Annotated in this window: 27 protein-coding genes; 10 read left to right on the top strand and 17 right to left on the bottom strand. The window is 59.4% G+C overall.

The window, feature by feature from the left end:
• Nucleotides 1–64 precede the first annotated feature (64 nt).
• A complete protein-coding gene (locus tag CAG47_RS17690) occupies nt 65–616 on the top strand; it encodes a GspH/FimT family pseudopilin (protein WP_085726138.1) in 552 nt (183 codons plus the stop codon).
• On the opposite strand, the gene ispH is transcribed toward CAG47_RS17690, so the two are convergent.
• From ispH to murJ, 6 genes are all read right to left on the bottom strand, one after another.
• The gene (ispH, locus tag CAG47_RS17685; RefSeq protein ID WP_085726137.1) at nt 570–1,517 is read right to left on the bottom strand and encodes a 4-hydroxy-3-methylbut-2-enyl diphosphate reductase; all 948 of its coding nucleotides are present in this window, start codon (nt 1,515–1,517) and stop codon (nt 570–572) included. The genes CAG47_RS17690 and ispH overlap by 47 nt on opposite strands.
• 211 nt (nt 1,518–1,728) lie before the next feature.
• Nucleotides 1,729–2,166 carry an FKBP-type peptidyl-prolyl cis-trans isomerase gene (gene fkpB, locus CAG47_RS17680; protein ID WP_177409028.1) on the bottom strand — a complete coding sequence of 146 codons (438 nt, stop codon included), beginning with the start codon at nt 2,164–2,166 and terminating at the stop codon, nt 1,729–1,731.
• Nucleotides 2,167–2,173: 7 nt separating this feature from the next.
• Nucleotides 2,174–2,686 carry a signal peptidase II gene (gene lspA, locus CAG47_RS17675; RefSeq protein ID WP_085726135.1) on the bottom strand — a complete coding sequence of 171 codons (513 nt, stop codon included), beginning with the start codon at nt 2,684–2,686 and terminating at the stop codon, nt 2,174–2,176.
• A complete protein-coding gene (gene ileS / locus CAG47_RS17670) occupies nt 2,679–5,510 on the bottom strand; it encodes an isoleucine--tRNA ligase (RefSeq protein ID WP_085726134.1) in 2,832 nt (943 codons plus the stop codon). The genes lspA and ileS overlap by 8 nt, the downstream gene beginning before the upstream one ends.
• A 13-nt stretch (nt 5,511–5,523) precedes the next feature.
• Nucleotides 5,524–6,462: a bifunctional riboflavin kinase/FAD synthetase gene (gene ribF, locus CAG47_RS17665; protein WP_085726133.1), complete on the bottom strand. Its 939-nt coding sequence runs from the start codon at nt 6,460–6,462 to the stop codon at nt 5,524–5,526.
• 130 nt (nt 6,463–6,592) lie between these two features.
• Nucleotides 6,593–8,131 (bottom strand): murein biosynthesis integral membrane protein MurJ, encoded by a 1,539-nt coding sequence (murJ, locus tag CAG47_RS17660; protein ID WP_085726132.1) that lies wholly within the window; start codon nt 8,129–8,131, stop codon nt 6,593–6,595.
• 252 nt (nt 8,132–8,383) lie between these two features.
• On the opposite strand from murJ, the gene rpsT reads away from it, so the two are divergent.
• Nucleotides 8,384–8,662, top strand: a complete 279-nt coding sequence (gene rpsT / locus CAG47_RS17650) for a 30S ribosomal protein S20 (RefSeq protein WP_007970922.1) — start codon at nt 8,384–8,386, stop codon at nt 8,660–8,662.
• Between the two features lie 179 nt (nt 8,663–8,841).
• Here rpsT and CAG47_RS17645 read toward each other — a convergent pair whose 3' ends face one another.
• The 5 genes from CAG47_RS17645 to rplU form a co-directional block, all read right to left on the bottom strand.
• Nucleotides 8,842–9,306 (bottom strand): CreA family protein, encoded by a 465-nt coding sequence (locus tag CAG47_RS17645; RefSeq protein WP_085726131.1) that lies wholly within the window; start codon nt 9,304–9,306, stop codon nt 8,842–8,844.
• 12 nt (nt 9,307–9,318) lie between these two features.
• Nucleotides 9,319–10,437 carry a glutamate 5-kinase gene (gene proB / locus CAG47_RS17640; RefSeq protein ID WP_085726130.1) on the bottom strand — a complete coding sequence of 373 codons (1,119 nt, stop codon included), beginning with the start codon at nt 10,435–10,437 and terminating at the stop codon, nt 9,319–9,321.
• A 137-nt stretch (nt 10,438–10,574) separates the two neighbouring features.
• On the bottom strand, nt 10,575–11,798 hold the full coding sequence (gene cgtA / locus CAG47_RS17635; protein WP_085726129.1) for an Obg family GTPase CgtA: 1,224 nt from the start codon (nt 11,796–11,798) through the stop codon (nt 10,575–10,577).
• A gap of 195 nt (nt 11,799–11,993) precedes the next feature.
• Nucleotides 11,994–12,251, bottom strand: coding sequence for a 50S ribosomal protein L27 (gene rpmA / locus CAG47_RS17630; RefSeq protein ID WP_003281574.1), 258 nt, complete (start codon nt 12,249–12,251; stop codon nt 11,994–11,996).
• 35 nt (nt 12,252–12,286) lie between these two features.
• Complete coding sequence (gene rplU, locus CAG47_RS17625) at nt 12,287–12,601, bottom strand: 50S ribosomal protein L21 (protein WP_007950961.1); 315 nt, start codon at nt 12,599–12,601, stop codon at nt 12,287–12,289.
• A 239-nt stretch (nt 12,602–12,840) separates the two neighbouring features.
• On the opposite strand from rplU, the gene CAG47_RS17620 reads away from it, so the two are divergent.
• The 3 genes from CAG47_RS17620 to CAG47_RS17610 all read left to right on the top strand — a co-directional run bounded on the left by CAG47_RS17620 (nt 12,841) and on the right by CAG47_RS17610 (nt 14,776).
• Nucleotides 12,841–13,809: a polyprenyl synthetase family protein gene (locus tag CAG47_RS17620; protein ID WP_085726128.1), complete on the top strand. Its 969-nt coding sequence runs from the start codon at nt 12,841–12,843 to the stop codon at nt 13,807–13,809.
• Between the two features lie 172 nt (nt 13,810–13,981).
• On the top strand, nt 13,982–14,323 hold the full coding sequence (locus CAG47_RS17615) for a zinc ribbon domain-containing protein YjdM (protein WP_085726127.1): 342 nt from the start codon (nt 13,982–13,984) through the stop codon (nt 14,321–14,323).
• 195 nt (nt 14,324–14,518) lie between these two features.
• Nucleotides 14,519–14,776, top strand: a complete 258-nt coding sequence (locus tag CAG47_RS17610; RefSeq protein WP_085726126.1) for a hypothetical protein — start codon at nt 14,519–14,521, stop codon at nt 14,774–14,776.
• Nucleotides 14,777–14,909: 133 nt separating this feature from the next.
• Here CAG47_RS17610 and CAG47_RS17605 read toward each other — a convergent pair whose 3' ends face one another.
• The 3 genes from CAG47_RS17605 to CAG47_RS17595 form a co-directional block, all read right to left on the bottom strand.
• Complete coding sequence (locus CAG47_RS17605; protein WP_085726125.1) at nt 14,910–15,527, bottom strand: FKBP-type peptidyl-prolyl cis-trans isomerase; 618 nt, start codon at nt 15,525–15,527, stop codon at nt 14,910–14,912.
• A gap of 120 nt (nt 15,528–15,647) precedes the next feature.
• On the bottom strand, nt 15,648–15,938 hold the full coding sequence (locus tag CAG47_RS17600) for a DUF6482 family protein (protein WP_085726124.1): 291 nt from the start codon (nt 15,936–15,938) through the stop codon (nt 15,648–15,650).
• Between the two features lie 130 nt (nt 15,939–16,068).
• Complete coding sequence (locus CAG47_RS17595; protein ID WP_085726123.1) at nt 16,069–16,557, bottom strand: TIGR00645 family protein; 489 nt, start codon at nt 16,555–16,557, stop codon at nt 16,069–16,071.
• Nucleotides 16,558–16,728: 171 nt separating this feature from the next.
• On the opposite strand from CAG47_RS17595, the gene CAG47_RS17590 reads away from it, so the two are divergent.
• The gene (locus tag CAG47_RS17590) at nt 16,729–18,558 is read left to right on the top strand and encodes a hypothetical protein (RefSeq protein WP_085726122.1); all 1,830 of its coding nucleotides are present in this window, start codon (nt 16,729–16,731) and stop codon (nt 18,556–18,558) included.
• A 6-nt stretch (nt 18,559–18,564) separates the two neighbouring features.
• Here CAG47_RS17590 and CAG47_RS17585 read toward each other — a convergent pair whose 3' ends face one another.
• Nucleotides 18,565–18,906, bottom strand: coding sequence for a hypothetical protein (locus tag CAG47_RS17585; protein WP_085726121.1), 342 nt, complete (start codon nt 18,904–18,906; stop codon nt 18,565–18,567).
• Between the two features lie 300 nt (nt 18,907–19,206).
• Complete coding sequence (locus tag CAG47_RS17575; protein ID WP_085726119.1) at nt 19,207–21,645, bottom strand: Lon protease family protein; 2,439 nt, start codon at nt 21,643–21,645, stop codon at nt 19,207–19,209.
• Between the two features lie 278 nt (nt 21,646–21,923).
• Between CAG47_RS17575 and CAG47_RS17570 the strand changes: the two genes are divergently transcribed.
• The 4 genes from CAG47_RS17570 to CAG47_RS17555 all read left to right on the top strand — a co-directional run bounded on the left by CAG47_RS17570 (nt 21,924) and on the right by CAG47_RS17555 (nt 25,404).
• Nucleotides 21,924–22,412 (top strand): DUF3015 domain-containing protein, encoded by a 489-nt coding sequence (locus tag CAG47_RS17570; RefSeq protein WP_085726118.1) that lies wholly within the window; start codon nt 21,924–21,926, stop codon nt 22,410–22,412.
• A 93-nt stretch (nt 22,413–22,505) separates the two neighbouring features.
• Nucleotides 22,506–24,359, top strand: a complete 1,854-nt coding sequence (locus tag CAG47_RS17565; protein ID WP_085726117.1) for a DUF4105 domain-containing protein — start codon at nt 22,506–22,508, stop codon at nt 24,357–24,359.
• 123 nt (nt 24,360–24,482) lie between these two features.
• The gene (locus tag CAG47_RS17560; RefSeq protein WP_085726116.1) at nt 24,483–24,839 is read left to right on the top strand and encodes a hypothetical protein; all 357 of its coding nucleotides are present in this window, start codon (nt 24,483–24,485) and stop codon (nt 24,837–24,839) included.
• Between the two features lie 70 nt (nt 24,840–24,909).
• A complete protein-coding gene (locus tag CAG47_RS17555; RefSeq protein WP_085726115.1) occupies nt 24,910–25,404 on the top strand; it encodes a GreA/GreB family elongation factor in 495 nt (164 codons plus the stop codon).
• Here CAG47_RS17555 and gdhA read toward each other — a convergent pair.
• On the bottom strand, nt 25,401–26,738 hold the full coding sequence (gdhA, locus tag CAG47_RS17550) for an NADP-specific glutamate dehydrogenase (protein ID WP_085726114.1): 1,338 nt from the start codon (nt 26,736–26,738) through the stop codon (nt 25,401–25,403). The genes CAG47_RS17555 and gdhA overlap by 4 nt on opposite strands.
• Nucleotides 26,739–26,834 lie beyond the last annotated feature (96 nt).

Raw genomic sequence — 26,834 nt, 5'->3', positions numbered from 1 at the left:
GTGTGCGTTGTCATTTCTCGCGCAAGGATTGCGCGGGCCACAGCACGCCACGGAGGGAGATGTCATGCGGCAACAAGGCTTCAGCCTGTTCGAACTGCTCATGGGACTGGCAATTACAGGAATTGTTCTGCATTGGACCAGTCCGGCGTTCGCCTCGCTGATCGAGTCGAACCAAAGAGAGCAAGCGGCACAGACTCTTTTCAGTGGCATTCGCACCGCCCGGAACGAAGCCATCGTCCGCAACCAGGCCGTGGTGATTCACGGCATCAATGGTGACTGGAGCCAAGGCTGGCGGATCATTCTGGATGTCAGCGGCAAAGGGGAGATGGATAGCGACAATCCAGTACTGGCCGAACGCCAGAACGGCGCACGAATGTCGATTGTAGGGAACGGTCCAGTCGGAAGCTCTATACGATTCAGAGGTCAGGGCGAGTCATTGTTTGGCGGGACATTGCACATTTGCGCCGTTCGCGAGCCGGTCAGCCAACATCAAGTGGTGTTGGCACGGACCGGTCGCGTCAGCCTGCGCAGCGACAAGGCTGAGCAAGCGTTATGCGACAGGAAAAAACTCAGAGCACCGAGCGAACGCGCAGTTCTTTGGGCATCGAGAACGTGATGTTCTCTTCGCGACCGGCCAGTTCATCGGCACCGGTAGCCCCCCAGGCCTGCAACTGCTGGATCACGCCGCGCACCAAAACTTCCGGGGCGGATGCACCAGCGGTGATACCGATACGCTCGACGCCATCAAACCAGCTCTTTTGCAGGTCTTCGGCACCGTCGATCAGGTAAGCCGGAGTGGACATGCGCTCTGCCAACTCGCGCAAGCGATTGGAGTTGGAGCTGTTCGGACTACCGACCACCAGCACCACGTCGCACTCGTCGGCCAGTTGCTTGACCGCATCCTGACGGTTTTGCGTGGCGTAGCAAATGTCGTCCTTGCGCGGTCCACCAATAGCCGGGAAGCGCGAACGCAGCGCGTCGATAACACGACTGGTATCGTCCATCGACAAGGTGGTCTGGGTCACGAAGGCGAGCTTTTCAGGGTTGTTCACCTGCAAAGCCGCGACATCTTTCTCGTCTTCGACCAGGTAGATCGCCCCGCCATTGCTGCCATCGTACTGGCCCATGGTGCCTTCGACTTCCGGGTGACCGGCGTGGCCGATGAGAATGCATTCACGGCCATCGCGGCTGTAGCGCGCTACCTCGATGTGGACTTTGGTCACCAGCGGGCATGTGGCGTCGAACACTTTCAGCCCACGACCGGCCGCTTCGCTGCGCACGGCCTGGGAAACGCCGTGGGCACTGAAGATCACGATGACGTCGTCCGGCACCTGATCCAGTTCTTCGACGAAGATCGCGCCACGGGAGCGCAGGTCTTCGACCACGAACTTGTTGTGAACCACTTCGTGGCGCACGTAGATCGGCGGCCCGAAAACTTCCAGGGCGCGGTTGACGATTTCGATCGCCCGGTCCACACCGGCGCAGAAGCCACGGGGATTGGCGAGTTTGATTTGCATGCTGTGCCTCGTGTCTTGCGCGCGAAAACAATGAAAAACAAACCGTGGGAGCGAGCTATTTGTGGCGAGGGGGCTTGCCCCCGTTCGATTGCGCAGCAATCGTAAAGCAGTCACCGCTGACTCATTCAGAATCTCGGAGGCCGGTTTCAGGGGCGCTTCGCACCCCAACGGGGGCAAGCCCCCTCGCCACACAAGCCCGCATTCACAGTATCTACAGTGCTTTGACGGAGATGATTTCCACATCAAAGGTCAACGTCTTGCCCGCCAGCGGATGGTTGAAGTCGACAGTCACTTGCCCATCGTCGAACTCTTTGACCACGCCCGGCAATTCAGTATTGGCCGCATCGTTGAAGATCACCAGCAAACCTGGCGACAGCTCCATGTTCTGGAACTGCGAACGCGGGATAACCTGCACGTTTTGCGGGTTTGGCTGGCCGAAAGCGTTTTCCGGCTCGATGCTCAGTGTACGCTTGTCACCAGCCTTGAAACCGAACAGCGCCGCCTCGAAACCTGGAAGCAGGTTGCCATCACCTACCTTGAAGGTCGCCGGGGCTTTGTCAAAGGTGCTGTCCACCGTGTCGCCGTTCTCCAGGCGCAATGCGAAATGCAAGGTGACTTCCGTGTTCTGGCCGATGCGTTGCTCAGCCAATACCTGTTCAGTCATGAACGGTTTCTCCGGTCTTTTTACTTTTGAACATATCCAGTGCCAGCATGACAGCGCCTACAGTGATGGCACTGTCGGCAAAATTGAATGCCGGGAAGTACCAGCGATTCTGCCAGTGCACCAGGATGAAATCGATCACATGGCCCAAGGCAATGCGGTCATAAAGGTTGCCCAGCGCGCCGCCCAGTACCAGGGCCAGAGCAACGGCCAGCCAGGTCTCGTTGCGCCCCAGACGCTTGAGCCATACCACCAGCACCGCACTGACCACGACTGCGATCAACGCGAACAGCCAGCGCTGCCAGCCGGAGCTGTCGGCCAGGAAGCTGAACGCCGCGCCAGTGTTGTACGCCAGGGTCCAGCTGAAGTAATCGGGGATGATCACGATCTGCTGGTACATCTGGAGCCTGCCTTCGAAGTAGAACTTGCTGGCCTGGTCGATGACCAGGACCAGCAAGCTCAACCAGAGCCAGCTCAGCCGCCCGAAACGGCCAACGGCATTAGGCATAGTGACGGACCTCGCCAGCGCCGCTGATGTTGTCGACGCAACGGCCGCAGATTTCCGGATGCTCCGGGTTCACACCGACGTCTTCACGGCAGTGCCAGCAGCGGGCGCACTTGGCGTGGGCGGACTTGACGATCTTCAGCTTCAGGCCGCTGACTTCGGTAACCACGGCATCGGCCGGTGCCTGCACCAATGGTGCAACGCTGGCGGTCGACGTGATCAGTACGAAGCGCAGTTCGTTGCTCAGCTTGGCCAGGTCGGCTGTCAGCGCGTCTTCGGCGAACAGCGTCACTTCGGCTTGCAGGTTGCCGCCTACTGCCTTGGCTGCACGCTGGATTTCCATCTCTTTGTTGACCGCAACCTTCACTTCCATGATGCGGTCCCAGTAGGCACGACCCAGCTCGAAGCCTTCCGGCAACTCGCTCAGGCCTTCGTACCAGGTGTTGAGCATCACGGAGTCGTTACGCTCGCCCGGCAGGTACTGCCACAGTTCGTCGGCGGTAAACGCCAGGATCGGCGCGATCCAGCGCACCAGCGCTTCGGAGATATGGAACAGCGCAGTCTGGCACGAACGGCGGGCCTTGCTGTCGGCGCCGGTGGTGTACTGGCGATCCTTGATGATGTCGAGATAGAAGCCGCCCAGCTCCTGCACGCAGAAGTTGTGGATCTTCGAGTACACGTTCCAGAAGCGGTATTCGCCGTAGTGCTCTTGCAGCTCACGTTGCAGCAGCAGGGTACGGTCCACGGCCCAACGGTCCAGTGCCAGCATCTCTTCGGCCGGCAGCAGGTCCGTGGCCGGGTTGAAGCCGGTCAGGTTCGACAGCAGGAAACGCGCGGTGTTACGGATACGCCGGTAAGCGTCCGCACTGCGTTGCAGGATCTGCTCGGAAACCGCCATTTCACCCGAGTAATCGGTCGAGGCAACCCACAGACGCATGATGTCGGCGCCCAGGGTGTCGTTGACTTTCTGTGGCGCAATCACGTTGCCCAGAGACTTGGACATCTTGCGGCCGGATTCGTCGACCGTGAAGCCGTGAGTCAGCAGTTCGCGATACGGTGCGTGGTTGTCGATGGCGCAACCGGTCAGCAGCGACGAGTGGAACCAGCCACGGTGTTGATCCGAGCCTTCCAGGTACAGGTCGGCGCGTGGACCGGCTTCGTGGCCCATCGGGTGCGAACCGCGCAGGACGTGCCAGTGCGTGGTGCCCGAATCGAACCAGACGTCCAGGGTATCGCTGATCTTGTCGTACTGCGGCGCTTCATCGCCCAGCAGTTCAGCGGCGTCCAGCTTGAACCAGGCCTCGATGCCTTCGACCTCAACGCGCTTGGCAACTTCTTCCATCAACTCGACGGTGCGCGGGTGCAGCTCGCCGTTTTCCTTGTTCAGGAAGAACGGGATCGGCACACCCCAGTTGCGCTGGCGGGAAATGCACCAGTCCGGACGGTTGGCGATCATCGAGTGCAAGCGCGCCTGGCCCCAGGCCGGAACGAACTTGGTGTCTTCGATGGCTTTGAGCGAACGCTGACGCAGGCTGTCACCGGTGGTCGGCTGCTTGTCCATGCCGATGAACCACTGCGCGGTAGCGCGATAGATCAGCGGGGTCTTGTGGCGCCAGCAGTGCATGTAGCTGTGTTCGATGACGGTGGTATGCAGCAGCGCACCGACTTCGGTCAGTTTGTCGACGATGGCCGGGTTGGCCTTCCAGATGAACTGGCCGCCAAAGAATTCCAGCGATGGCACGTACACGCCATTGCTTTGAACCGGGTTGAGGATGTCGTCGTTGACCATGCCGTACTTCTTGCAGGTCACGAAGTCGTCCACGCCGTAGGCCGGAGCGGAGTGAACCACGCCGGTGCCGGCACCCAGTTCAACATAGTCGGCCAGGTAAACCGGCGACAGACGATCGTAGAACGGATGACGGAAATTGATCAGTTCCAGCGCCGAGCCCGAAGCAGTGGCGAGTACCGAGCCTTCGACGCCGTAGCGCGACAGGCAGGATTCCACCAGCTCCTCAGCCAGTACCAACAGCTTGTCGCCGATATCGACCAGGGCGTAGTTGAATTCAGGATGAACGTTCAACGCCTGGTTGGCCGGGATGGTCCACGGGGTGGTGGTCCAGATCACGATCGAAGCCGGTTTGGCCAGGGTTGGCAAACCGAAGGCGGCAGCCAGCTTGGCTTCGTCGGCAATCGGGAACGCCACGTCGATGGTCGAGGACTTCTTGTTCTCGTACTCGACTTCTGCTTCGGCCAGGGCCGAACCGCAGTCGAAGCACCAGTTCACAGGCTTGAGGCCCTTGAACACGAAGCCGCCCTTGACGATTTCGGCGAGGGCGCGGATTTCACCGGCCTCGTTCTTGAAGTCCATGGTCTTGTACGGGTTGGCAAAGTCGCCCAACACACCCAGACGGATGAATTCCGATTTCTGGCCTTCGATCTGCTCGGTGGCGTAGGCACGGCACAGTTCGCGGGTCTTGTCCGCGCCCAGGTTCTTGCCGTGGGTCACTTCGACCTTGTGCTCGATCGGCAGGCCGTGGCAGTCCCAGCCCGGAACATAAGGCGCATCGAAGCCCGACAGGGTCTTCGAGCGGATGATCATGTCCTTGAGAATCTTGTTCAGCGCATGACCGATGTGGATCGTACCGTTGGCATACGGAGGGCCGTCGTGCAGGACGAACTTCGGACGATCCTTGCCAATCTCGCGCAACTTTCCGTACAGGCCAATGCTGTCCCAGCGCTGCAGAATCTGCGGTTCGCGCTGAGGCAGGCCGGCCTTCATTGGGAAGGCGGTGTCCGGAAGGTTTAGCGTGGCTTTATAGTCGGTCATTTAAGGCTCTTCATTAGCGATGGGCGCTAGGTGCGGCTAGTGCACGGGCGGCGGCGACATCCGCGTTGATCGCCGTTTTCAGCGCCTCCAGAGAGGCGAAACGCTGCTCTTCTCGCAGCTTGTGGTGGAAAACCACCGTTAAACGCCGGTCATACAGATCGCCGGCAAAATCTAAAAGATGCACTTCCAGGTGGGCTTTGCCATCACCTTGAACCGTGGGCCGCACGCCGATATTGGCGACGCCGGCCCAGGTCTTGCCGCCGATCTCTACATCCACCAGGTAAACCCCGGTGAACGGTACGCGACGACGCTTGAGTTGTATGTTGGCGGTGGGCGTACCCAACTGCCGGGCGAGCTTCTGGCCATGCAATACACGTCCGGCGATCCGGTACGGCCGCCCGAGCAGGCGTTCGGCCAGGGCAAAATCAGCGGCGGCCAGGGCATTGCGGACCTGTGTGCTGCTGACCCGGATGCCATCGAGCTCGACGGTTTGCGCCGCTTCGACGGTAAACCCCTGAAGGATGCCGGCCTGTTGCAGGAAATCGAAATCTCCCGCGCGGTCGCAGCCGAAACGAAAGTCATCCCCGACCTCCAGGTGCTGGACGCCAAGGCCATCCACCAGAATGGTATCGACGAATTCACTGGCGCTGAGCTTGCTCAAGCGCTGGTTGAAAGCCAGGCACAAAACACGGTCGACGCCTTCTGCCGCCAGCAGCTGGAGCTTGTCCCGCAAACGGGCCAAACGGGCCGGTGCGGTCTCCGGAGCGAAGAACTCGCGCGGTTGCGGCTCGAAAATCACCACGCAGCTGGGCACGCCCAGCTCGAGCGCACGCTCACGCAGCCGCGCCAGGATTGCCTGGTGGCCACGGTGTACACCGTCAAAGTTGCCAATAGTGGCGACACAGCCCCGATGCTGGGGGCGCAGATTGTGAAGGCCTCGAACCAGCTGCATAACGCGCTTCTTGCTCATAAAGTGGTCGATTATAACCACACCCGGCGGCCGACGACAGGCAACACCGTAACCCAAAGTGATCGAACCGACAAAACCGCCGGCTCGCCCGTGTTTATCGAGGCCAGAACCTCTACCCCAGCGCCTTGCGATTGAAGTCGCGCAAACGGAAGCCCATCAACACTAACATGCCGAAATAAGCCACCACACCAGCAACGACCAAGGCACCCAGACGCAGGAAACGCTCAAGCATCTGCCCCTCACCCCAGGCCGGCATGAAATGCATCCCTGCCAGCAATACGCCAGACATCACCCCGACCGCAATCACCAGCTTGAAGCCGAACTTTGCCCAGCCCGGTTGCGGTTGGTACATCTGCTGTTTACGCAACTGATAGAAGAGCAACCCTGCATTGAGACAGGCACCGACACTGATAGCCAGCGCCAGGCCCGCGTGAGCCAACGGGCCGATCAGCAGCAGGTTGAATAGCTGAGTGACGACCAGTGTGAAAATTGCGATTTTCACCGGCGTACGGATGTTTTGTTGCGCATAAAAACCCGGCGCCAGCACCTTGATCAGGATAATCCCGAGCAAACCGACGGAATAGGCAATCAAAGCGCGCTGAGTCATGGCCGCATCATGGGCATCGAACTGGCCGTACTGGAACAGCGAAACCGTCAACGGCTCCGCCAGAATCCCCAGGGCCAGGGCGCACGGCAATACCAGCACGAAGCACAGGCGCAACCCCCAGTCGAGAATGCGCGAATACTCCTGGCGATCCTTGTTGGCGTAGGTCTTGGCCAGGGTCGGCAGCAGAATCGTCCCCAGCGCCACGCCCAGCACGCCGGATGGCAACTCCATCAAACGGTCGGCGTAGTACATCCAGGACACGGAACCGGCAACCAGGAACGACGCGAAGATGGTGTTGATGATCAACGAAATCTGGCTCACCGAGACACCGAGGATCGCTGGCAACATCTGCTTCATGACACGCCAGACGCCGGTATCGCGCAGATTCAGGCGCGGCAGCACCAGCATGCCGATCTTTTTCAGGTGCGGCAGTTGATAGAGCAACTGTGCCAGACCGCCGACCAGTACCGCCCAGCCGAGCGCCATTACCGGCGGGTCGAAGTACGGTGTCAAAAACACCGAAAAGATGATCATGCTGACGTTCAGCAGGGTTGGCACGAAGGCTGGCACCGAAAAGCGGTTCCAGGTGTTGAGGATCGCGCCGGCCAGCGACGACAGGGAAATCAGCAGAATGTAAGGAAAGGTCACCCGCAGCAGGCTGGACGTCAGCTCGAATTTTTCCGGAGTATCGGTGAAACCCGGCGCGGTCACCCAGATGACCCACGGCGCGGCGATCATGCCCAACGCCGTGACCAATGCCAGCACCAGCGTCAGCAGGCCCGAGACATACGCAATGAAGGTTCGGGTCGCCTCTTCACCCTTCTGGCTTTTGTATTCGGCAAGAATCGGCACGAATGCCTGGGAAAACGCTCCCTCGGCGAAAATCCGGCGCAGCAGGTTTGGCAGCTTGAAGGCAATAAAGAAGGCGTCGGTCGCCATTCCCGCGCCAAATGTCCGCGCAATGAGGGTGTCACGAACAAACCCGAGAACCCGGGAAAGCATCGTGATAGAGCTGACGGCGGCCAACGATTTGAGCAGATTCATTGAAAGAGTTTGTGCCTGTCGATAAACAGCAGGCGAATAAAGCGCCCGCTTGTGCGATACTCCGCGCCGCAACAGCACAGAGCCAAAGCTCGCGAGTTTACAGGTCAAACGCCGGAAATGAATCTCCCGCCTCTTTATACCTACCACTTAGCGGAACGTCTCAACTGCCCTTGACAACACACCAACTCATCGGCATGATTCGCGGCCTATTTTGTTTGCTATTTCCTAAAAAGTCTTTCGAGGAGCTCGACGGTGGCCAACTCACCTTCCGCCAAAAAACGTGCTAAACAGGCTGAGAAGCGTCGCAGCCACAACGCCAGCCTGCGTTCCATGGTTCGTACCTACATCAAGAACGTAGTTAAAGCCATCGACGCAAAAGACGCTGCCAAAGCTCAAGCCGCTTACGTTCTGGCTGTGCCAGTTATCGACCGCATGGCCGATAAAGGCATCATCCACAAGAACAAGGCTGCTCGCCACAAGAGCCGCCTGAATGGCCACGTAAAGGCCCTGAACGTTGCCGCTGCTGCCTAAGCGACCCGTTCATTAAAAAACCGACCTCAGGGTCGGTTTTTTATTGCCTGCGATTTGATGATCACCCAAAAGACACTGTAGGAGCGAGCATGCTCGCGATGGACTAAAAAACACCGCGCGCTTACAGGAAGCCCGCGTAATCGTTGACGACCATCGCGAGCATGCTCGCTCCTACAGGCCTATTGAGCGCGAGCCCACGGCAAGATCGGAATCGCCGTCACCGCATTCTGCGGACTGCCCTCGATCAAGCGATCGCTGTACACCAGATACACCAGCGTATTGCGTTTCTTGTCGAGGAAGCGCACCACCTGCATGGTCTTGAACACCAGGGACGTGCGCTCCTTGAACACCTCGTCGCCATCCTTGAGCTCGCCCTTGAAGCTGATAGGCCCGACCTGGCGGCAAGCGATGGACGCTTCGGCACGATCCTCGGCCAACCCCAGGCCACCCTTCACGCCACCCGTCTTGGCGCGCGACAGATAGCAGGTCACGCCATCGACCTTGGGATCATCAAAGGCCTCGACCACGATCCGGTCATTCGGCCCGACGAACTTGAACACCGTCGACACCTGACCTATCTCTTCAGCCGAAGCCAGCAACGGCATCGCCAGCAACAACCCCAACAATCCTTTTGCCACGCGCATTCGGGTATTCCTTCAGACCAGGATCAGGTTATCGCGATGAACCAGCTCCGGCTCCGCCATATACCCCAACAGACCAACAATCGCCTCTGACGACTGACCGATGATTTTTTGTGCTTCCAACGCGCTGTAGTTCGCCAGGCCACGGGCAATTTCCCGACCGTCCGGCGCCACGCAGACCACCATCTCACCACGACGGAAGCTGCCCTGCACCAACTTGACCCCTACCGGCAGCAAGCTCTTGTTGCCCTGGGACAAGGCTGTCACCGCCCCGGCATCCAGCACCAGGGTGCCACGGGTTTGCAGATGACCGGCCAGCCACTGCTTGCGCGCCGCCAGCATGCCGCGCTCCGGCGACAGCAGCGTACCAATGCGCTCACCCGCCTTGAGGCGATCCAGCACACGTTCAAGCCGCCCACCAACGATGATGGTGTGAGCGCCGGAACGGGCAGCCAGACGCGCAGCACGCAGCTTGGTCTGCATGCCACCACGCCCCAACGCACCACCCGTACCGCCCGCCACCGCATCGAGCGCCGGATCATCGGCACGCGCCTCGTAGATCAACTTGGCGTCCGGATTGTTGCGCGGATCGGCATCAAACATGCCATCCCGATCCGTCAGGATCACCAGCAGGTCAGCCTCGACCAGGTTGGCCACCAGCGCCGCCAGGGTGTCGTTGTCGCCAAAACGGATCTCGTCGGTGACTACCGTGTCATTCTCGTTGATCACCGGAATGACCCTCAGCTCGACCAGCGCACGCAAGGTGCTGCGCGCATTCAGGTAACGCTTGCGGTCGGACAGGTCGTCGTGGGTCAGGAGAATCTGCGCGGTATGCCGGCCATGCTCGGCAAAGCTCGACTCCCAGGCCTGCACCAACCCCATCTGACCGATTGCAGCGGCAGCCTGGAGCTCATGCATCGCACTGGGTCGCGAGGTCCAGCCCAACCGGCTCATACCAGCCGCCACCGCCCCGGAGGACACCAGCACCAGCTCGACACCCGCCTCATGCAAGGCCACCATCTGTTCAACCCAGACACCCATCGCCGCGCGATCCAGGCCCTTGCCGTCCGCCGTCAGCAACGCGCTGCCGATCTTCACGACCCAACGCTGCGCACCTGTCACCTTGCTCCGCATCATCTTCAACCTTAGCTTGAGGACAGCGCGACCCAGCACTGCCCGTGACGTTATTCGTGGTTATTCGTGACCAACAATCGATTTCCAGATACCAAAACGCCGCTCGATTGAGCGGCGCTTAAGTTTATCGCAACAAATCAGTCACGCACGTAAATGATTTCCGGACCGTCCTCGTCATCCACATCTTCCTCGTCCCAATCATCGTCGCCAATGTCGTGGACCGACTTCACGCCACTGCGACGCAGGGCACGCTTGTCATCCAGCGCCTGCAGTTGCGCGCGAGCTTCGTCTTCGATGCGCTGATCGAGATCGGCCAGTTCTTCCTTGTAGGCCGGGTCATTGGCCAGGCGATCGGCACGATCTTCCATGTAACGCATGATGTCGTGGCACAGACGCTCGGTACCGAGCTTGGAGATGGCCGAGATCACATAGACCGGACCAGTCCACTCCAGGCGATCAACGATCTCCTTGACGCGAGCATCATGCTCTTCCTCAAGGATCTGATCGCACTTGTTCAGGACCAGCCAGCGATCACGCTCAGCCAGAGACGGACTGAACTTGATCAGCTCGTTGACGATCACCTCAGCGGCATCCGGAGCACTGGCGTCATCCAGCGGCGCCATGTCCACGAGGTGCAGCAGCAGACGCGTACGCGCCAAGTGCTTGAGGAAGCGAATACCCAGCCCCGCACCTTCGGAAGCACCTTCGATCAAACCCGGAATATCGGCAATGACGAAGCTCTTCCAGCGATCGACACTGACCACGCCCAGGTTCGGCACCAGCGTGGTGAACGGGTAGTCGGCAACTTTCGGCTTGGCGGCCGATACCGAACGAATGAAGGTGCTTTTGCCAGCATTCGGCAAACCCAGCAGACCTACGTCAGCCAGTACTTTCATCTCCAGCTTCAGGTCGCGCTGCTCACCCGGCTTGCCCGGAGTGGTCTGGCGCGGCGCACGGTTGGTACTGGATTTGAAACGGGTGTTGCCCAGACCGTGCCAGCCGCCCTGCACCACCATCAATTTCTGACCAGCCTTGGTCAGGTCGCCGATGACTTCCTGAGTGGCAGAGTCGATCACCGTGGTACCGACCGGTACACGCAGGATCAGGTCTTCGCCCTTCTTGCCGGTGCAATCGGTGCTGCCGCCGTTGGAACCACGCTCGGCATCGAAGTGCCGGGTGTAACGGTAGTCCACCAGGGTATTGAGGTTCTCGTCGGCCATCATGTAGATGGAACCGCCATCACCGCCATCGCCACCGTTAGGACCGCCGTTTTCGATGAATTTTTCGCGACGGAAGCTCATGCAGCCATTGCCGCCATCACCGGCCTTTACTCGAATCGATACTTCATCAACAAACTTCATAACAAACGCCTCTCGCCATACGGACGAGCCGAAAAACAATCAAGACATAAGACTCTTGCAAAAATGAGCGCAGCGACCCCAAACCACGACACCTACATCGTACGCCGACAGCCCATACAAACAGCTTTGCAAGAGACTCACCCCACAAACGAAAAAGCCCCGTCGCGAGACAGGGCTTTTCCAGCGATCGCGCAATTAAGCCGCGACTACGCTCACGTAACGACGACCGAAGGCGCCTTTTACTTCGAACTTGATCACGCCTTCGACTTTAGCGAAGAGGGTGTGATCCTTGCCCATGCCAACGCCGTAGCCAGCGTGGAATTGGGTGCCGCGCTGACGCACGATGATGTTGCCTGCTTTGATAGCCTGGCCGCCATACATCTTCACGCCAAGGCGTTTGGCTTCTGAGTCGCGACCGTTACGGGTACTACCACCAGCTTTTTTGTGTGCCATGAGTTCAATTCTCCTAGTGAGGAATTAGGCTGAAATTAAGCCTGAATACCGGTGATTTTGATCTCGGTGTACCACTGGCGGTGGCCCATACGCTTCATGTGGTGCTTACGGCGACGGAACTTGATGATGCGGACTTTATCGTGACGACCTTGGGAGATCACTTCAGCCACAACGGTAGCGCCAGCAACAACTGGAGCGCCGATATTCACGTCGTCACCGTTGGCAACCAACAGAACGCGATCAAAGGTAACGGATTCGCCGGTAGCGACTTCCAGTTTTTCGATCTTCAGGTATTCACCTGGGGCGACTTTGTACTGCTTGCCGCCAGTAACGATTACTGCATAAGACATGGTATTTCTCCGATAATCCTGCTCACCCAGCTCTTTATAAGAAGAGGTATTGGCTGGCATGGCTGCATGGGGCTGGAGGCCCGCTTGCAATTGCGTAAGGCAGGTGCTGCCCAGGAAGTTCAGGGTGCGCGATTGTACGCAACGCACGAGTCCCTTGCAAGGGGCCGTCCATCGCGCCTTGACACCTGCTGGCGTGGGTCCTAGCATGCCGCGCAACCCTTCTGGAGCACCTGTCGCTGATGCAACCCCAAGCTTTCTACCGCGCGGTGGCGGACGATTTTAACGCCGTCGACGGCATCATCAAGAAGCAGCTGACTTCCCGAGTGCCGCTGGTATCGAAAATCGGCGACTACATCACCTCGGCCGGCGGCAAACGCCTACGTCCTTTATTGGTGTTGCTGTGTGGCAAGGCCCTTGGTCGCGAAGGCGACGATCTGCGCCTGCTGGCCGCTACCATCGAGTTCCTGCACACCGCGACCCTGCTGCATGACGACGTGGTCGACATGTCCGGCATGCGCCGTGGCCGCTCGACTGCCAACGCCATGTGGGGCAACGCGCCAAGCGTGCTGGTCGGCGACTTCCTGTATTCGCGCTCCTTCGAAATGATGGTCGAACTGGGCTCCATGCCAGTGATGAAGATCCTTTCGCAAGCCACGCGCATCATCGCCGAAGGCGAAGTGTTGCAGTTGTCGAAGGTACGCGACGCCAGCACCACCGAGGAAACCTACATGGAAGTCATCCGCGGCAAGACCGCGATGCTCTTCGAAGCCTCGACCCATAGCGCCGCGGCCCTGTGCCAGGCCACGCCGGAGCAGGCCGAAGCCCTGCGTACATTCGGTGATCACCTGGGCGTGGCCTTCCAGTTGGTCGATGACCTGCTCGATTACAAAGGCGACGCCGAAACCCTGGGCAAGAACGTCGGTGACGATCTGGCCGAAGGCAAGCCGACCCTGCCGCTGATCTACACCATGCGCGAAGGCACGCCGGAACAGGCCGCCCTGGTACGCAAGGCGATCCAGAAAGGCGGAATCGAAGACCTGGAAAGCATCCGCCAAGCCGTGGAAGCCTCGGGCTCGCTGGAATACACCGCGCAACTGGCCCGCGATTACGTGGCCCGCGCGATCAAGTGCCTCGACGCACTGCCTGCCAGCGAATACCGCGATGCACTGGTTGAACTGAGTGAGTTTGCGGTAGCCCGCACGCACTAAGCCCCTCCTCCTGTAGGAGCGAGCATGCTCGCGAAAAAACGTCGGGATGACATGGGCATTCAGCTAGCCCGCGTTATCGTTTACGACCATCGCGAGCGTGCTCGCTCCTACAGAGATTGCAAAAACCCTATATAATGTGCGCTTTTAGCGATCCTGAATCCAAGGAGCCTTAGTGAGCACGTTGCCACCCTGCCCAAAATGCAATTCCGAATACACCTATGAAGACGGCGCCCAGCTGATCTGCCCCGAGTGCGCCCACGAGTGGTCCGCCAACGGGGAAGCCGATGTGGTGTCCGACGACACAGTGAAAAAGGATTCGGTCGGCAATGTCCTGCAGGACGGCGATACCATCACCGTGATCAAGGACCTCAAGGTCAAGGGCACGTCTTTGGTGGTCAAGGTCGGCACCAAGGTCAAGAACATCCGCCTGTGCGATGGCGATCACGACATCGATTGCAAGATCGACGGCATCGGCCCGATGAAACTCAAGTCCGAGTTCGTCAGAAAAGTCTGATTTCGCTGCACTCCATCCCGCGCCCGCCGCGGGATGCCCCTCCCCCGTCTTGATCAAGTCTCCGCAATAGCAAAGCGCCAGTCGCTTTGACCTAACGCAATCTTTACCCGGAAAAAAGACCAATCTGCGAATCGTCTCTTGCTATTTATTGAATAGGAATTATTCTCATTGGAACCCAATCAATGGAGATGAGACATGACTTATCTGATCGATGCCTGGCTGGACCGCCCGCACCCGTACCTGAGGATTCTGCATCGGGAAACCGGGGAAGTCTGCGCAGTGCTTGAAGAAGAAGCCTTGCATGAACTGCAAGACCAAGGTGATCTGGATGTCAGCAGCCTGAATTCCAGCGAGCCGCTGGTGCTCAAGGAACTGGTGCGTAATCTGTTTCTATTCTGCTATGCCCGGGCATTGCGCCCGCACAGCGAACTGCACCACAAGATCGAAATATGAAGCGCTGCAAAAAACTGTGGGAGCGGGCTTGCTCGCGAAAGCGGTGCATCAAGCAACTAATTGGTTGACTGAATAAACGCCTTCGCGAGCAAGCCCGCTCCCACATTAGCCCGGCGTCATATCGGGCCAGGTATTACAGAACGTCCAGCAGCTCGACGTCGAACACCAGTACGCTATGCGGCGGGATGCTGCCAACGCCTTGAGCGCCGTAAGCCAATTCGCTCGGCACGTACAGGCGCCATTTGCTGCCGGCGTTCATCAGCTGCAGGGCTTCGGTCCAGCCGGCGATCACGCCGCCAACCGGGAATTCTGCAGGCTGGCCGCGCTCGTAGGAGCTGTCGAACACAGTGCCGTCGATCAGGGTGCCGTGGTAGTGAGTACGCACAGTGTCTTCACGGGATGGCTTGGCGCCTTCGCCCGCGGTCAGCACTTCGAACTGCAGGCCGGAAGCCAGAGTGGTGATGCCTTCACGCTTGGCGTTTTCAGCCAGGAAAGCCAGGCCTGCGCCAGCGGCCGCTTCAGCCTTGGCTGCAGCTTCGGCCTGCATGATTTCGCGGATGACCTTGAAGCTGGCGGACATTTCTTCCTGACCCACACGGCTTGGCTTGCCGGCGAATGCGTCGGTCAGACCGGCCAGGATCGCGTCCAGGCTTACGCCCGGTGGCGGGTTGTCGCGCAGTTGGTCGCCCAGCTGACGGCCAATACCGTAGCTGACGCGGGTTTCGTCGGTGGACAGATTTACTTCGGACATGACACTGCTCCGCTGTGCGGACGGCTCGGGAACTTGCCATGCGTGCACAGCGCGTCCCGGAGCGCCCGGAACCAAAAGGGCCAGCAGACTAGCACAGATGTCATGCCATTGATGAGGACGTCAGGCGATCGGCACCTTCAGGCTTTCCTCGACATCCGCAACCAGACCGCACATTTCGTCATGCACGACCGTGTGCACAAGGTTGAAGTGCAGCTTGGGAAAGGAACGCAGTACCTCACGGGCATGCTCCACCGAACGCAGGCTCATCATGTGCCCATGGGAATCGTTCAATGGATACGCCGCGCCATGCATCCTCGCTTCCAGCAGGTAGATGCCCCCCTCCATAGAGATCAGGTTCAGCTCATCGACCTTCCCGGCGATGGCATACGCATTCAACTCTTGCAGGTTCATGAGCGCACCTCACGCAGTAGCGAGCCTCTTTACAGGGATAGGCTTCGGCGCATCAAAGCACAAGCCACAAACGACGCCGCCCGTCTGTTTTGCAACAGACGGGCGGCGCGCTTGGTACAGCCAGCAAGGATCAGTGCTTGGTGACTTTATCCAGGTAACCCATGGCGAATGCCGAGACCACGAAGGTCATGTGGATGATCACGTACCACTGCAGGTGTTCAGGGTCGACGTTCTTGGCGTCCATGAAGATGCGCAACAGGTGAATGGACGAGATCGCCACGATCGACGCCGCCACCTTCATCTTCAGCGAAGAAGAGTCCATGGTGCCCAGCCAGTTGAGCTTTTCCTTGCTGTCGTCGATGTCCAGTTGCGAAACGAAGTTCTCGTAGCCGGAAATCATCACCATCACCAGCAGACCGCCCACCAGGGCCATGTCGATCAGCGACAGCAGCACCAGGATCAAATCCGACTCAGCCATCGAAAACACGTTCGGAATGACGTGGAGGACTTCCTGGAAGAATTTCAGCGCCAGCGCCAACAGCCCGAGGGACAGGCCGAAATAGATCGGCGCCAACAGCCAGCGCGAGGCGTACATTGCATTTTCGACAAAGCGTTCCATTGAATCTCACATGTGGGGCTGAAAATGGCGGCGAGTATACCAGCCGCTCGTCCAAACCCAGAAGCGGCCAGAAACCGTCGAAAAATCCGCCACCTGCGCCTGTGTATCAAGGTTTTTCTGCTAGTGTCCAAATCATTGACTGCAAAGTGATATCGGACAGGAAGACAGGAAATGGATGTGCGATTGCCTTTGACGAGTGCCGGAATTTGCCTGGTGTTGTTACTAAGCGGCTGCTCACCCAGCGATGAAAAACGCCAGGTCAGCCTCGAAGAAAAAACCGCGCAGTTCGAAAAGTCGCTGGACGCCATTCAGGATCCGAAACTCAAGGATGCCGTATCGGAGCTTGGCAGCTCACTGCTGCTTCTCGAGCGTGCGCAACTCAAGCTCGACAGCAAGCCGGTCGAGACCGAATACGGCGAAGACGCCCTCGCCATGCTCAAGCACTACCCGACCCCGCAAGCTCTGGTCGATACCTACATCAACGGGCTATTCGTGCTGCAGAAGGACTCCAGCTCCGACTACCTGACCGATCTGCAACCGGTGTTTCCATTCACCTTCAGCGTTCCTGCCGCGTTTTTGTTTCCCCACGGACTGGAATGGCAGTCGGTGACCTTGAGCAATAAGCGAGTGATTCCCTTCCAGCCGGAATGGTCGGAAACCGACCCTGGCATCCAACTGAGCCCATCGAGCTCCAACCTGACCAACCCCGATGACCTGACCGTCGCCTACCCCTTCATCGAAGGCCTCGACATCGACAGAAAGCAGCAGCCACAACCGGTCAGCCTGCAAGGCAAAGTCGAGGTCATCGCGCCACACCGCCTCTATAGCTTCGACCTGACGAAAAAGGACGTGGGCCAGACCCGCACCAATGACAACCTGAGCGTCACCCTGCTTGCATTGACGAACAACTACGCGGAAATCGAATACCACAACAGCGCGCCGCTGGCACCCGAAGTCCGTGAGACACCGCTGAACCCGCTGATCGTCCAGGCCAGGGACAGCACCGGGCAATTCATCTCGCGCGCCGGTTCAATCAACGAAACCGCGGTACAAATCGCCTTCTACCAGCAACAGTTGGCCAAGATGCAGCAGCAAAAGAGCTGGAGCGAGTCCCTGGAAAAACAGCTCGACGAAGAACAGCGCAACTTTGAGAAACAGCAGGCTCGACATTATTCGAAGGTGTACTTCAACGGGACGATCGATACCCTCGAAGTCAGCATCCTGGATTTTTCCGCCGCCACAGTCACCCGCAAGGACCTCGACCTGCCAATCCGGCGCTTCGATGCCGAGACCACGGACAAGTCTATCCAGCCCTTGAACCTGCACGTCGTGGTCTATGACGACCAGGCGCCGACCTGGCTAAAAGGAGCAACGCTGAGCGAGGACCAACTGAAAAAGAACGTCAGCATCAGTCAATCGGTAGACGAACCCAGTGCCGCGCGAATCGAATTCACCCACCTGCGCAGCTTCAACGATGAGCTGCTCGGTACATCGTTCAATCCCGGAGAAAGTCCGGTGAGCTTCTTCACCGAAGACGCTCGCGGTAAACGCGATGAACCGATCGAACTGTCACCCGAGGCCTACCAGATCGATCCCCTGCGCGGCACCATCACCTACGACCTGAACCTGTTTCCGGAAACGCCGGCCTACGCGGTGGGCTCGATGCCGCTGTTCCTGGCAACAGTCGAGCAAAAAACCGTCGAGGCCCGTCAACTGCCCAAGGGCCTTGAGCTCAAAGACAACGCGCTGGTGGTGGACCTGAAGGCGTTTCCCGCCCAGGACTGGCGTTTCTTCGCCAAGGACGACACCGGTAATTACTTGAAGGAAATTCTATCGGTCAGCCATGGTGCGAGCACACAGGGTCCGGCGCAGTTTGCCGTGCATTACTTCTACGGGCAGCCTACGCGCCTGGAAACCTATCAGCGCACTGACCTCGCCACTGTGCAATATGGTTTCGAGGTCAAACTCGACAAGGCCGACATGACGCGCCTTGATCAATAGTGCGACTCAATGCTCGGGGTGAAACTCGAAGCCGCCCACGTTTCGGCAGCGGCCACCGTTGATTTCCCGCAATTGGGCTTGCAGGTGCAGGCACCAGATTTGCGGATCGTCGGCCAACTCATAGCCGTGCAAGGTCAGGCTTTCAACGATGGTGTCGAGGATTGATTCAGCGACGATCGGACCGTGAAACGGTCCCTGGGCCTTGATGGCCGAAGGTTGTTCGCCGGCCATTCCGGCGGCGAAGAGCAGAGTCCACATGCCCGTATCTCCGGCCAATGGACGGATGGCACATTCGATACGGGTCACAAGGCCCAGGCATTGACGGGTAAGACAGAGGTTGCGCGACATGGCGGCGACCCTCGGTAGATCCGGTATTCAGCCCCCGCGGGAAGGCTGTTTCTATCCTGTGATTGCTGTCGATATCCTTGACCAGAGAATAGAAGAAAAGTCTGGCTTGCAGGTCAGGCGAGACCGAAAGGCGCCGAATGGTCATAGCGTGAATCTTGACGACGCTTTTTCGACGCTCACCACAAAAAACAGTGGGAGCGAGCCTGCTCGCGAAGGCGGCCTGACATCCAACGAACGGGTTGGCTGAAAGTCTGCTTTCGCGAGCAGGCTCGCTCCCACAGTTCCGAGGCGAGCCAGGTATCACGCAGGCTTGGTTTGCGCCAAAGCCTCTTGCGCCAACTCCTTCTCGGCTTCCTTGAGATCATCTTCACTGATCATTTCCGCGATAACCCGCAGGCGCTCCACGACCCGCGCGTTCACGCTGCCTTCAGGAAACTCGCCCTTCTCGTCCGGTTCGCCGGCCGGCTCGCCCACCAGCAAACTCAAGGCTTCGTCGGCCTGACGGACCGCGTACACATGGAACTGCCCCGCACGCACGGCCGCCAGCACCTTCTCGTCGAGCATCAGCGTGGCGACGTTGGCGTGAGGAATGATCGCCCCCTGCTCACCGGTCAACCCGCGGGCTTCGCACAGACGGAAGAAACCCTCGATCTTCTCGTTGACTCCGCCGACCGCCTGCACTTCACCAAACTGGTTGATCGAACCGGTGATGGCAAAACACTGCTTGAGTGGGGTTTTCGACAGCGCCGAGATCAGGGTGCAGGCCTCGCCCAGGGAAGCACTGTCGCCATCGACATAACCGTAGGATTGCTCCAGGGCGATGCTCGCGGAAATCGCCAGCGGGAATTCCTGGGCGTAGCGGCTGCCCAGATACCCCGTGAGGATCATCACGCCCTTGGAGTGGATCGGCTGGCCGAGATTGACCTCGCGCTCGATGTCGACGATACCGCTGCCACCCGGGTACACCGTGGCGGAAATCCGTGCCGGCACACCGAAGGCCGAGTCGCCGACTTCCAGCACGGTCAAGCCGTTGCACTTGCCGACCGCCGCGCCATCGGTGTCGATCAGGATGATCCCGGCCAGCATGTCGTCGAGAATCCGCGCCGAAACCCGTCCGGTCCGCGTGGCCTTGGCCTTGAGTGCGCGCTCGATGTGCCCGGCGTCGGTCATTTCATCGCCGGCCAGGTGACGAATGAAGTCTGCCTCGCTGACCAGTTGGAACAAGTCACCGATACGCGCCGACAAACGCCCCTGGTGCTCGGCCAGGCGCGCACTGTAGGTCGCCAGGCGCGCCACCGCATCGGCGGTCAGCGGTGCCATGCCCTCTTCGGAAGTACGGGTTTTGAGCAACTGGGCGAACTGCTCCAGGCTCTCGTCGACCATCGGGATGTCTTCGTCGAAATCCACCAGGACGCGGAACATTTCCTGGAAGTCCGGATCGAGGTCTTGCAGCGTGTAATACAACTGACGGGCACCGATGATGACGACTTTGACCTGCAACGGAATGTGTTGTGGTGTCAGGGTCACGGTGGCCAGACGGCCCAACTCACCGAGCGGCGATTCCATTTTCAGCTTGCGTGATTGCAGGGCGCGTTTGAGCGCGTCCCACACGAATGGCTCGCTGAGCATCTTGTCCGCTTCAAGGATCAGGAAACCGCCGTTGGCGCGGTGCAAGGCACCCGGTCGCAGTTGGCGGTAAGTGGTGTACAGCGCACCCTGATCGGTACTGTATTCGATACGACCGAAAAGGTTTTCGTAGGTCGGGTGCGGCTCGAACACCACTGGCGCGCCGCCGCTGGCCGAGTGACCGACCACCAGGCTCGGCGCGTATTGTTCTTCCAGCAACTTGCGGGCGACAGCGTCGGTCTTGCTGTCGTCCACCAATTGCTCGACCACCGTCTTGAGCAAGTACACCTGCATGGCTTGCAGATAACCGCACACCGCAGCGTTCTCGGCGTATTTTTCCGACAATGGCGACAACAATGGCTGCAAGGCCAGGGTGATGGTTTCTTCGTTCAGATGACGCAGTTGGTTGCTCGACTCACGCTTCCATTGCGGCAGGCTGGCGAGCTCTTCATTCAGGCGCTCCTCCAGTGCGGAAATATCCTCGTGAAAGCGTTCGCGCTCGGCTTCCGGCAATTGGGCGAACTCAGCTTCATCCAACGCCTTGCCATCGCCCATCGGGGTGAAGGCGATGTTGCTGGCGTCACGGTAGAGCGCGACGTCCTTTTCCAGCGCCAGACGCTCGATGACGTCCAGGGCCTTGTCGTAGCGCTGGTTGAAGGCGCGGTCGATGCTGCTTTTCTTCTGCTGGTAGGACGGGTGCTCGAAGACTGCCGGAAACGTCGCCAGCAGGTTGTCGATCAAGCCGTTGATGTCACCGATGAAAGCACCGGCGGTGCCCGATGGCAGCTCCAGTGCGCGCGGCTCGCGCGGTTCATCGAAGTTGTTGACGTAGACCCAGTCCGCCGGGGTCTGCAGGCGCTTGCCTTCGGCCTTGAGGTAGCGTTTGACGAACGAGAACCGGCCAGTACCGGGCTCGCCCATGACGAAGACGTTGTAACCGGGGCGCGGCATGGCCACACCGAACTGCAAGGCTTCGACCGCGCGTTCCTGGCCAAGCACACCGCGAAAGGGCTCCAGATCATTGGTGGTAGAGAAGCTGAACTGTTCAGCGGAAAACGGACGGGTCAGCGCTTCGGGCGCAAGACGCAAGCTGGCAGCAACAGGATCAGGCATCGGGCTTCCTTAACAATCGTGCGGGGCAGATGCCAGCATTCTGGCGCTGCCCATGCCCGACTGGCAAGGAGCGTCGCAGGCCCGAGCATAGTCAAGCCGCCAACCTCAGGCGGGCCGGGCCTGTAACGCCGTTTTCCATGAATGTTTCGCAAAAGATCACGGAACCCCGTGATCGTGCCTAAACTCCAAACTGCGCGGCTGGACTAATGACCGGCCCACTGGCGCCAGACGGGCCAGACCCCTTGTTTATTGGTACGCACATAAAAGAGAACAAAGCTATGAAACGGATTCTTCTTGGTACTCTCTTCACCGCTGTATCCATCAATGCCATGGCGCAAGCGCCTGGCGGTCCGGATTGCGGTTGGGGCAACATGCTGTTCGAAGGCCAGCGTGGTACCCCGGCTCACTTCCTGGCATCCACCACCAACGGTACTTCCGGCAACGCAACCTTCGGCATGACCTCCGGTACCAACGGTTGCGCAACCAACTCGGCGCTGACCTATGGCGGCAAATCCTGGTTTGCCATGAATGGCATGATGAACGAGCTGTCCGAAGACATGGCCAAAGGCCAGGGCGAAGCACTGACCACCTATGCCGTGGTACTGGGCGTGGCGCCGGAAGACCGTGCGCACTTCGCCGCCGTCACTCACGAGCACTTCCAGCAGATCTTCAGCAAAGCTGACGTGACGGCCGAAGATGTGCATGCCAACACCCTGGCCGTGCTCAAAGCCGACCCTCGTCTGGCCAAGTACGCCACTCAAGCTTAAGCTCGACCCGCCCCGCTTCTTTCGGGAAGCGGGTTTTGTTTTTTGGACCTGCCCCTTCTTGGGTCTTTTTCTCCAGTATTTAAGTTGCCACCTATGCTCAAACGCCTTGCCTGGCTGGCGCTGTGTGCCTGCGCCCCGCTGTCCGCCGCGCCTCATATCGATCCTCAACGTTTGCAGCAACTGGCCAACGACCCTTTCTGGATATCCCTGGGCCATTACGAAACCGCCAAGCTCGGCGGTTGGCGCAGCTATGTCAGCGATCAGAAATTCTTCCTCGCCGCCGATGGCAATGAACACCCTGACCGTGAACTGTCGGCCACCGTGCAAGCGCTGTATGCGCCGGCCAGCGCCGGTGAACAGCACGCACAATGCGTTTACCCTGCCCGCGCCCGCTGGCTCGAAGAGCAACTTGGCCTGACCGGTTTGCCGACACCGGAATGCACCGGGTTCAAGCAATGGTTCAAGGACGTCTCGCCCGACAGCGCGGTGATGATCTTCCCGGCGGCCTATCTGAACAGCCCGTCCTCGATGTTCGGCCACACCCTGCTGCGCATCGACCAGGCCGGCGTAAAGAGCGACAGGACCTCGCTGCTCAGCTACGCCATCAACTTCGGCGCCTATATCGAGGGCTCGGACAACAGCATCATCTACGCCTGGAAAGGCCTGATGGGCGGTTATCCCGGTCTGTTCGCGCTGGTGCCCTATCAGGAAAAACTCTCGGAATACCGCAGCCTGGAAAATCGCGACCTGTGGGAATACCGGCTGAACCTGACCCAACAGGAGACCGCGCGCATGGTCGAGCACGTCTGGGAGCTGAAGCAGATCAAGTTCGACTACTTCTTTTTCGACGAAAACTGCTCATACCGCTTGCTGGAACTGTTGCAGGTGGCCCGTCCAAGCCTGCGCCTGACCGAGCAATTCCCGCTCACGGCCATTCCCACCGACACCGTCAAGGCCGTGAAGGAGGCCGGGCTGGTTGAATCGATCCAGTATCGTCCGTCCCGGGAACGCGAGTTGCTCAGTCGCGCCGAGCCGTTGAGCCCTGAAGAGCAGCAATGGGTGCTGAAAATCAGCGCCGACCAGACGCAATTGCAAGACCCGGCGTTCAAGGCACAACCCCGCGAACGCCAGGCACTGATCATCGATGCGGCCTATCGTCTGGAGCGCTACCGCGCCAACGGTCAGGAACGCGACCCGGCGCGCGCCCAGCGCAGCTTCGAACTGCTGCGGGCGATCAACCAGAACCCGGCACCGGAACTGGACATCCCGCAACCCGGCCTGCCTGAAGACGGCCACGAGTCCCGCACCTGGCAGCTCGGTCTCGGCACCCGTGGCGATAAAGCCTTTGGCGAGTACGGCTTGCGTATGGCTTATCACGACCTCAATGACAACAACGAGAGCTTTCCCCTTGGCGCGCAGATCGAAATCCTGCAACTGAAACTGCGCCAGTACGAAGGCAATGACTGGCAAGTGCAGCGACTGGACCTGGCGACCATTCGCTCCCTGACCCCGCGTAACGAATTGCTGCAACCGCTGTCATGGCAAGTCACCGGTGGCCTGGAGCGGGTGCCGGGCAAGCATGATGACCAGACCCTGGTCAGCCACGTCAACGGTGGCGGCGGTGGAACCTGGCAACTGGGCGATGACATGCTCGGATTTGCCCTGGGCACCGTGCGCATCGAACACAACAACGACTTCGCCGCGTTCATTGCCCCGGCCGCCGGTTTCAGCAGTGGGGTGCTGTGGAAAAACCCGCTGGGTAATTTGAGCCTGGAAGCCAAGGGGGATTTCTTCACCAATGGCGAAGTGCGTCGTAGCCTGAGCCTGAATCAGCAGTGGGAAATCTCCCGCAACCTCGGCCTGCGCTTGAGCGCCCAGCGTGAGTTCAGCCACTTGGCGACGGCCGAGAACGAAGTGATGCTTGAGCTGAAGTGGTATCACTACTGACCCAACCTCCGCTCCCACAAGGGGTGTGGTGTTCGACGAAATGCCTGCGCACCTTTCACCACCACCCGACAAATCCACTTCTAGACTTTCCTTAGGGGCCGCGTATCGGCTTGGGAGCGTGAGATGTGGCGGTATGCGGGATGGTTGGGTGTGTTGTTGCTGATCGCAGGTTGCCAGTCAACCCACGAAGACCTGCTCGCCAAAGGTTACCCACCCGCCTTCGCCGATGGCTTCGATGACGGTTGCAGCAGTGGTCGCCAAGCCGCTGGGGCGATCATTGGCGAGTTCCGCAAAAACGTCCCGCGTTACCTCAAGGACCCGATGTACGCCGAGGGCTGGAGCGATGGTTTCCGCCAGTGCCAGGCCATGCGCGATAACCAGGACAGGGGGGATGGGCGCAACAGTCATCTGGAGGAACGGGACAAAGCCTGGCAGCAGCAGAAAGATCAGGACGCCGCCCGGGCTTATCACTCGCCGTAAGTCGCTTTCAGACATCCAGTGAAACCAAATGCCTGCGACCATGGCCAAAACCCTATACCGGGAGAATTTCATGAGCCGTGCCTTCGTCAATGAAGATAACGCCGCCGCGCAAGCCGATCAGCCCGTCGAACGGCAGGTCAGCGCGCAGCCCAATTACGTCACGCCGCAAGGTCTGGGTCTGCTGCAGGCCAAGGTCGCCGAACTGCAGGCCCTGCACGCCGAACAATCGGCCAAAGGCGAGCAGGTCGACAAACAGCGCCTGGTCGATCTCGAACGTGATCTGCGTTACTTCAAACAGCGCCTGGGCAGCGCTCAGGTGGTACTCGCCGCAACTTCAAGGGATAAGGTGCAGATCGGCAGTTGGGTGACTTACGCCGATGAACACGCTACCGAACGCCGGGTACAACTGGTAGGCGAGGATCAGGCCGATGCCGCCCACGGCCTGATCAATTGGGGCTCACCGCTGGGTCGGGCACTGCTCGGCGCACGACTCAACGATGAAGTGTTGTGGCAGCGACCTGCCGGGGATCAACTAATAGAAGTGATCCGCATCGAACCGACTTAAACGACGCCCTGGGCCAGCATCGCATCGGCGACCTTCACGAAGCCGGCGATGTTCGCGCCTTTAACGTAATTGACCCGGCCATTCTCTTCGCCGTAATGCACACAAGCATGGTGAATCGACTGCATGATCGCATGCAGCTTGCTGTCCACTTCGCCGCCGGTCCAGGCCAGGCGCATGGCGTTCTGCGACATCTCCAGCCCGCTCACCGCCACACCGCCCGCGTTGGAGGCCTTGCCCGGCGCGAACAGAATGTCGGCCTCGATGAACAGGTCCACCGCCTCAAGGGTGGTCGGCATGTTTGCGCCTTCGGCCACGCAGATGCAGCCGTTGCGCAGTAAAGTGCGGGCGGCTTCGGCATCCAGTTCGTTTTGCGTCGCGCACGGCAGCGCGATGTCGCAGCTCAGGCTCCATGGCAACTGACCGGCGCGGAACTCCAGGCCAAAACGGTCGGCCAGTTCGCGAATACGTCCGCGCTGCACGTTTTTCAGTTCCAGTACGGCCAGCCATTGCTCCTCGGTCAAACCGCTTTCGCAGTACAGCGTGCCTTCGGAATCGGACAGCGAAATCACTTTGCCGCCCAGGTCCATGACCTTGCGTGCGGCGTACTGCGCGACGTTGCCCGAACCGGAAATCGCCACGCGCTTGCCCTCGACCGCCAAACCACGGCGCTTGAGCATTTCTTCGGCGAAGTAGACGCAACCGAAACCGGTGGCTTCCGGGCGAATCAGGCTGCCGCCGTAGCTTGGGCCTTTGCCGGTCATTACGCTGGTGAACTGGTTGCTCAGGCGCTTGTACTGACCGAACAGGAAACCGATTTCCCGCGCGCCGACACCGATGTCCCCGGCTGGCACGTCAACGTCCGCGCCAATGTGGCGATACAACTCGCTCATGAAGGCCTGACAGAAGCGCATGACTTCGGCATCGCTTTTGCCTTTGGGATCGAAGTCCGAACCACCCTTGCCACCGCCCATTGGCAGCGAAGTCAGGGAGTTTTTGAAGGTCTGCTCGAAGGCGAGGAACTTCAGAACGCCCATGTTCACCGACGGATGGAAACGCAAGCCGCCCTTGTACGGGCCGATGGCGCTGTTCATCTGAATGCGGAAGCCGCGATTGACCTGGACCTTGCCCTGATCGTCGACCCACGACACACGAAACACCACCGCCCGCTCCGGCTCGCAAATCCGCTCCAGGATGCCTGAGTCCATGTAATGCGGATTGGCCTCAAGAAACGGCCACAGGGTGCGCAGGACTTCTTCGACGGCCTGGTGAAATTCGGGTTGATCCGGGTCGCGTTTTTTCAGGCGCGCAAGGAAGGATTCGACGGATTCGATCATGGAAAAGTCTCGGCAAATTTATTGTCGTTGGGAGAGATTGGGCCGGACTGTAACAAACGATTCGCGCACAGGAACAGAGCAGAATGTCGCATTCAT

The organism is Pseudomonas sp. R37(2017) (assembly GCF_002113375.1).
Classification (GTDB): domain Bacteria; phylum Pseudomonadota; class Gammaproteobacteria; order Pseudomonadales; family Pseudomonadaceae; genus Aquipseudomonas.
Note: the sequence above shows the minus strand (reverse complement) of the source record. Positions and strands in the feature narration are given on the sequence as shown.

Bases quoted from the DNA above. Each gene is read 5' to 3' on its own strand.
- CAG47_RS17590 (WP_085726122.1), top strand. From the start codon at position 16,729: ATGGATGTGCGATTGCCTTTGACGAGTGCCGGAATTTGCCTGGTGTTG.
- CAG47_RS17555 (WP_085726115.1), top strand. From the start codon at position 24,910: ATGAGCCGTGCCTTCGTCAATGAAGATAACGCCGCCGCGCAAGCCGAT.
- CAG47_RS17570 (WP_085726118.1), top strand. From the start codon at position 21,924: ATGAAACGGATTCTTCTTGGTACTCTCTTCACCGCTGTATCCATCAAT.
- rplU (WP_007950961.1), bottom strand. From the start codon at position 12,601: ATGTCTTATGCAGTAATCGTTACTGGCGGCAAGCAGTACAAAGTCGCC.
- CAG47_RS17620 (WP_085726128.1), top strand. From the start codon at position 12,841: ATGCAACCCCAAGCTTTCTACCGCGCGGTGGCGGACGATTTTAACGCC.
- CAG47_RS17575 (WP_085726119.1), bottom strand. From the start codon at position 21,645: ATGCCTGATCCTGTTGCTGCCAGCTTGCGTCTTGCGCCCGAAGCGCTG.
- CAG47_RS17690 (WP_085726138.1), top strand. From the start codon at position 65: ATGCGGCAACAAGGCTTCAGCCTGTTCGAACTGCTCATGGGACTGGCA.
- CAG47_RS17605 (WP_085726125.1), bottom strand. From the start codon at position 15,527: ATGTCCGAAGTAAATCTGTCCACCGACGAAACCCGCGTCAGCTACGGT.
- CAG47_RS17560 (WP_085726116.1), top strand. From the start codon at position 24,483: ATGTGGCGGTATGCGGGATGGTTGGGTGTGTTGTTGCTGATCGCAGGT.
- ileS (WP_085726134.1), bottom strand. From the start codon at position 5,510: ATGACCGACTATAAAGCCACGCTAAACCTTCCGGACACCGCCTTCCCA.
- CAG47_RS17645 (WP_085726131.1), bottom strand. From the start codon at position 9,306: ATGCGCGTGGCAAAAGGATTGTTGGGGTTGTTGCTGGCGATGCCGTTG.
- CAG47_RS17565 (WP_085726117.1), top strand. From the start codon at position 22,506: ATGCTCAAACGCCTTGCCTGGCTGGCGCTGTGTGCCTGCGCCCCGCTG.
- lspA (WP_085726135.1), bottom strand. From the start codon at position 2,686: ATGCCTAATGCCGTTGGCCGTTTCGGGCGGCTGAGCTGGCTCTGGTTG.
- ispH (WP_085726137.1), bottom strand. From the start codon at position 1,517: ATGCAAATCAAACTCGCCAATCCCCGTGGCTTCTGCGCCGGTGTGGAC.
- rpmA (WP_003281574.1), bottom strand. From the start codon at position 12,251: ATGGCACACAAAAAAGCTGGTGGTAGTACCCGTAACGGTCGCGACTCA.
- CAG47_RS17610 (WP_085726126.1), top strand. From the start codon at position 14,519: ATGACTTATCTGATCGATGCCTGGCTGGACCGCCCGCACCCGTACCTG.
- CAG47_RS17595 (WP_085726123.1), bottom strand. From the start codon at position 16,557: ATGGAACGCTTTGTCGAAAATGCAATGTACGCCTCGCGCTGGCTGTTG.
- CAG47_RS17600 (WP_085726124.1), bottom strand. From the start codon at position 15,938: ATGAACCTGCAAGAGTTGAATGCGTATGCCATCGCCGGGAAGGTCGAT.
- cgtA (WP_085726129.1), bottom strand. From the start codon at position 11,798: ATGAAGTTTGTTGATGAAGTATCGATTCGAGTAAAGGCCGGTGATGGC.
- murJ (WP_085726132.1), bottom strand. From the start codon at position 8,131: ATGAATCTGCTCAAATCGTTGGCCGCCGTCAGCTCTATCACGATGCTT.
- gdhA (WP_085726114.1), bottom strand. From the start codon at position 26,738: ATGATCGAATCCGTCGAATCCTTCCTTGCGCGCCTGAAAAAACGCGAC.
- ribF (WP_085726133.1), bottom strand. From the start codon at position 6,462: ATGCAGCTGGTTCGAGGCCTTCACAATCTGCGCCCCCAGCATCGGGGC.
- proB (WP_085726130.1), bottom strand. From the start codon at position 10,437: ATGCGGAGCAAGGTGACAGGTGCGCAGCGTTGGGTCGTGAAGATCGGC.
- CAG47_RS17585 (WP_085726121.1), bottom strand. From the start codon at position 18,906: ATGTCGCGCAACCTCTGTCTTACCCGTCAATGCCTGGGCCTTGTGACC.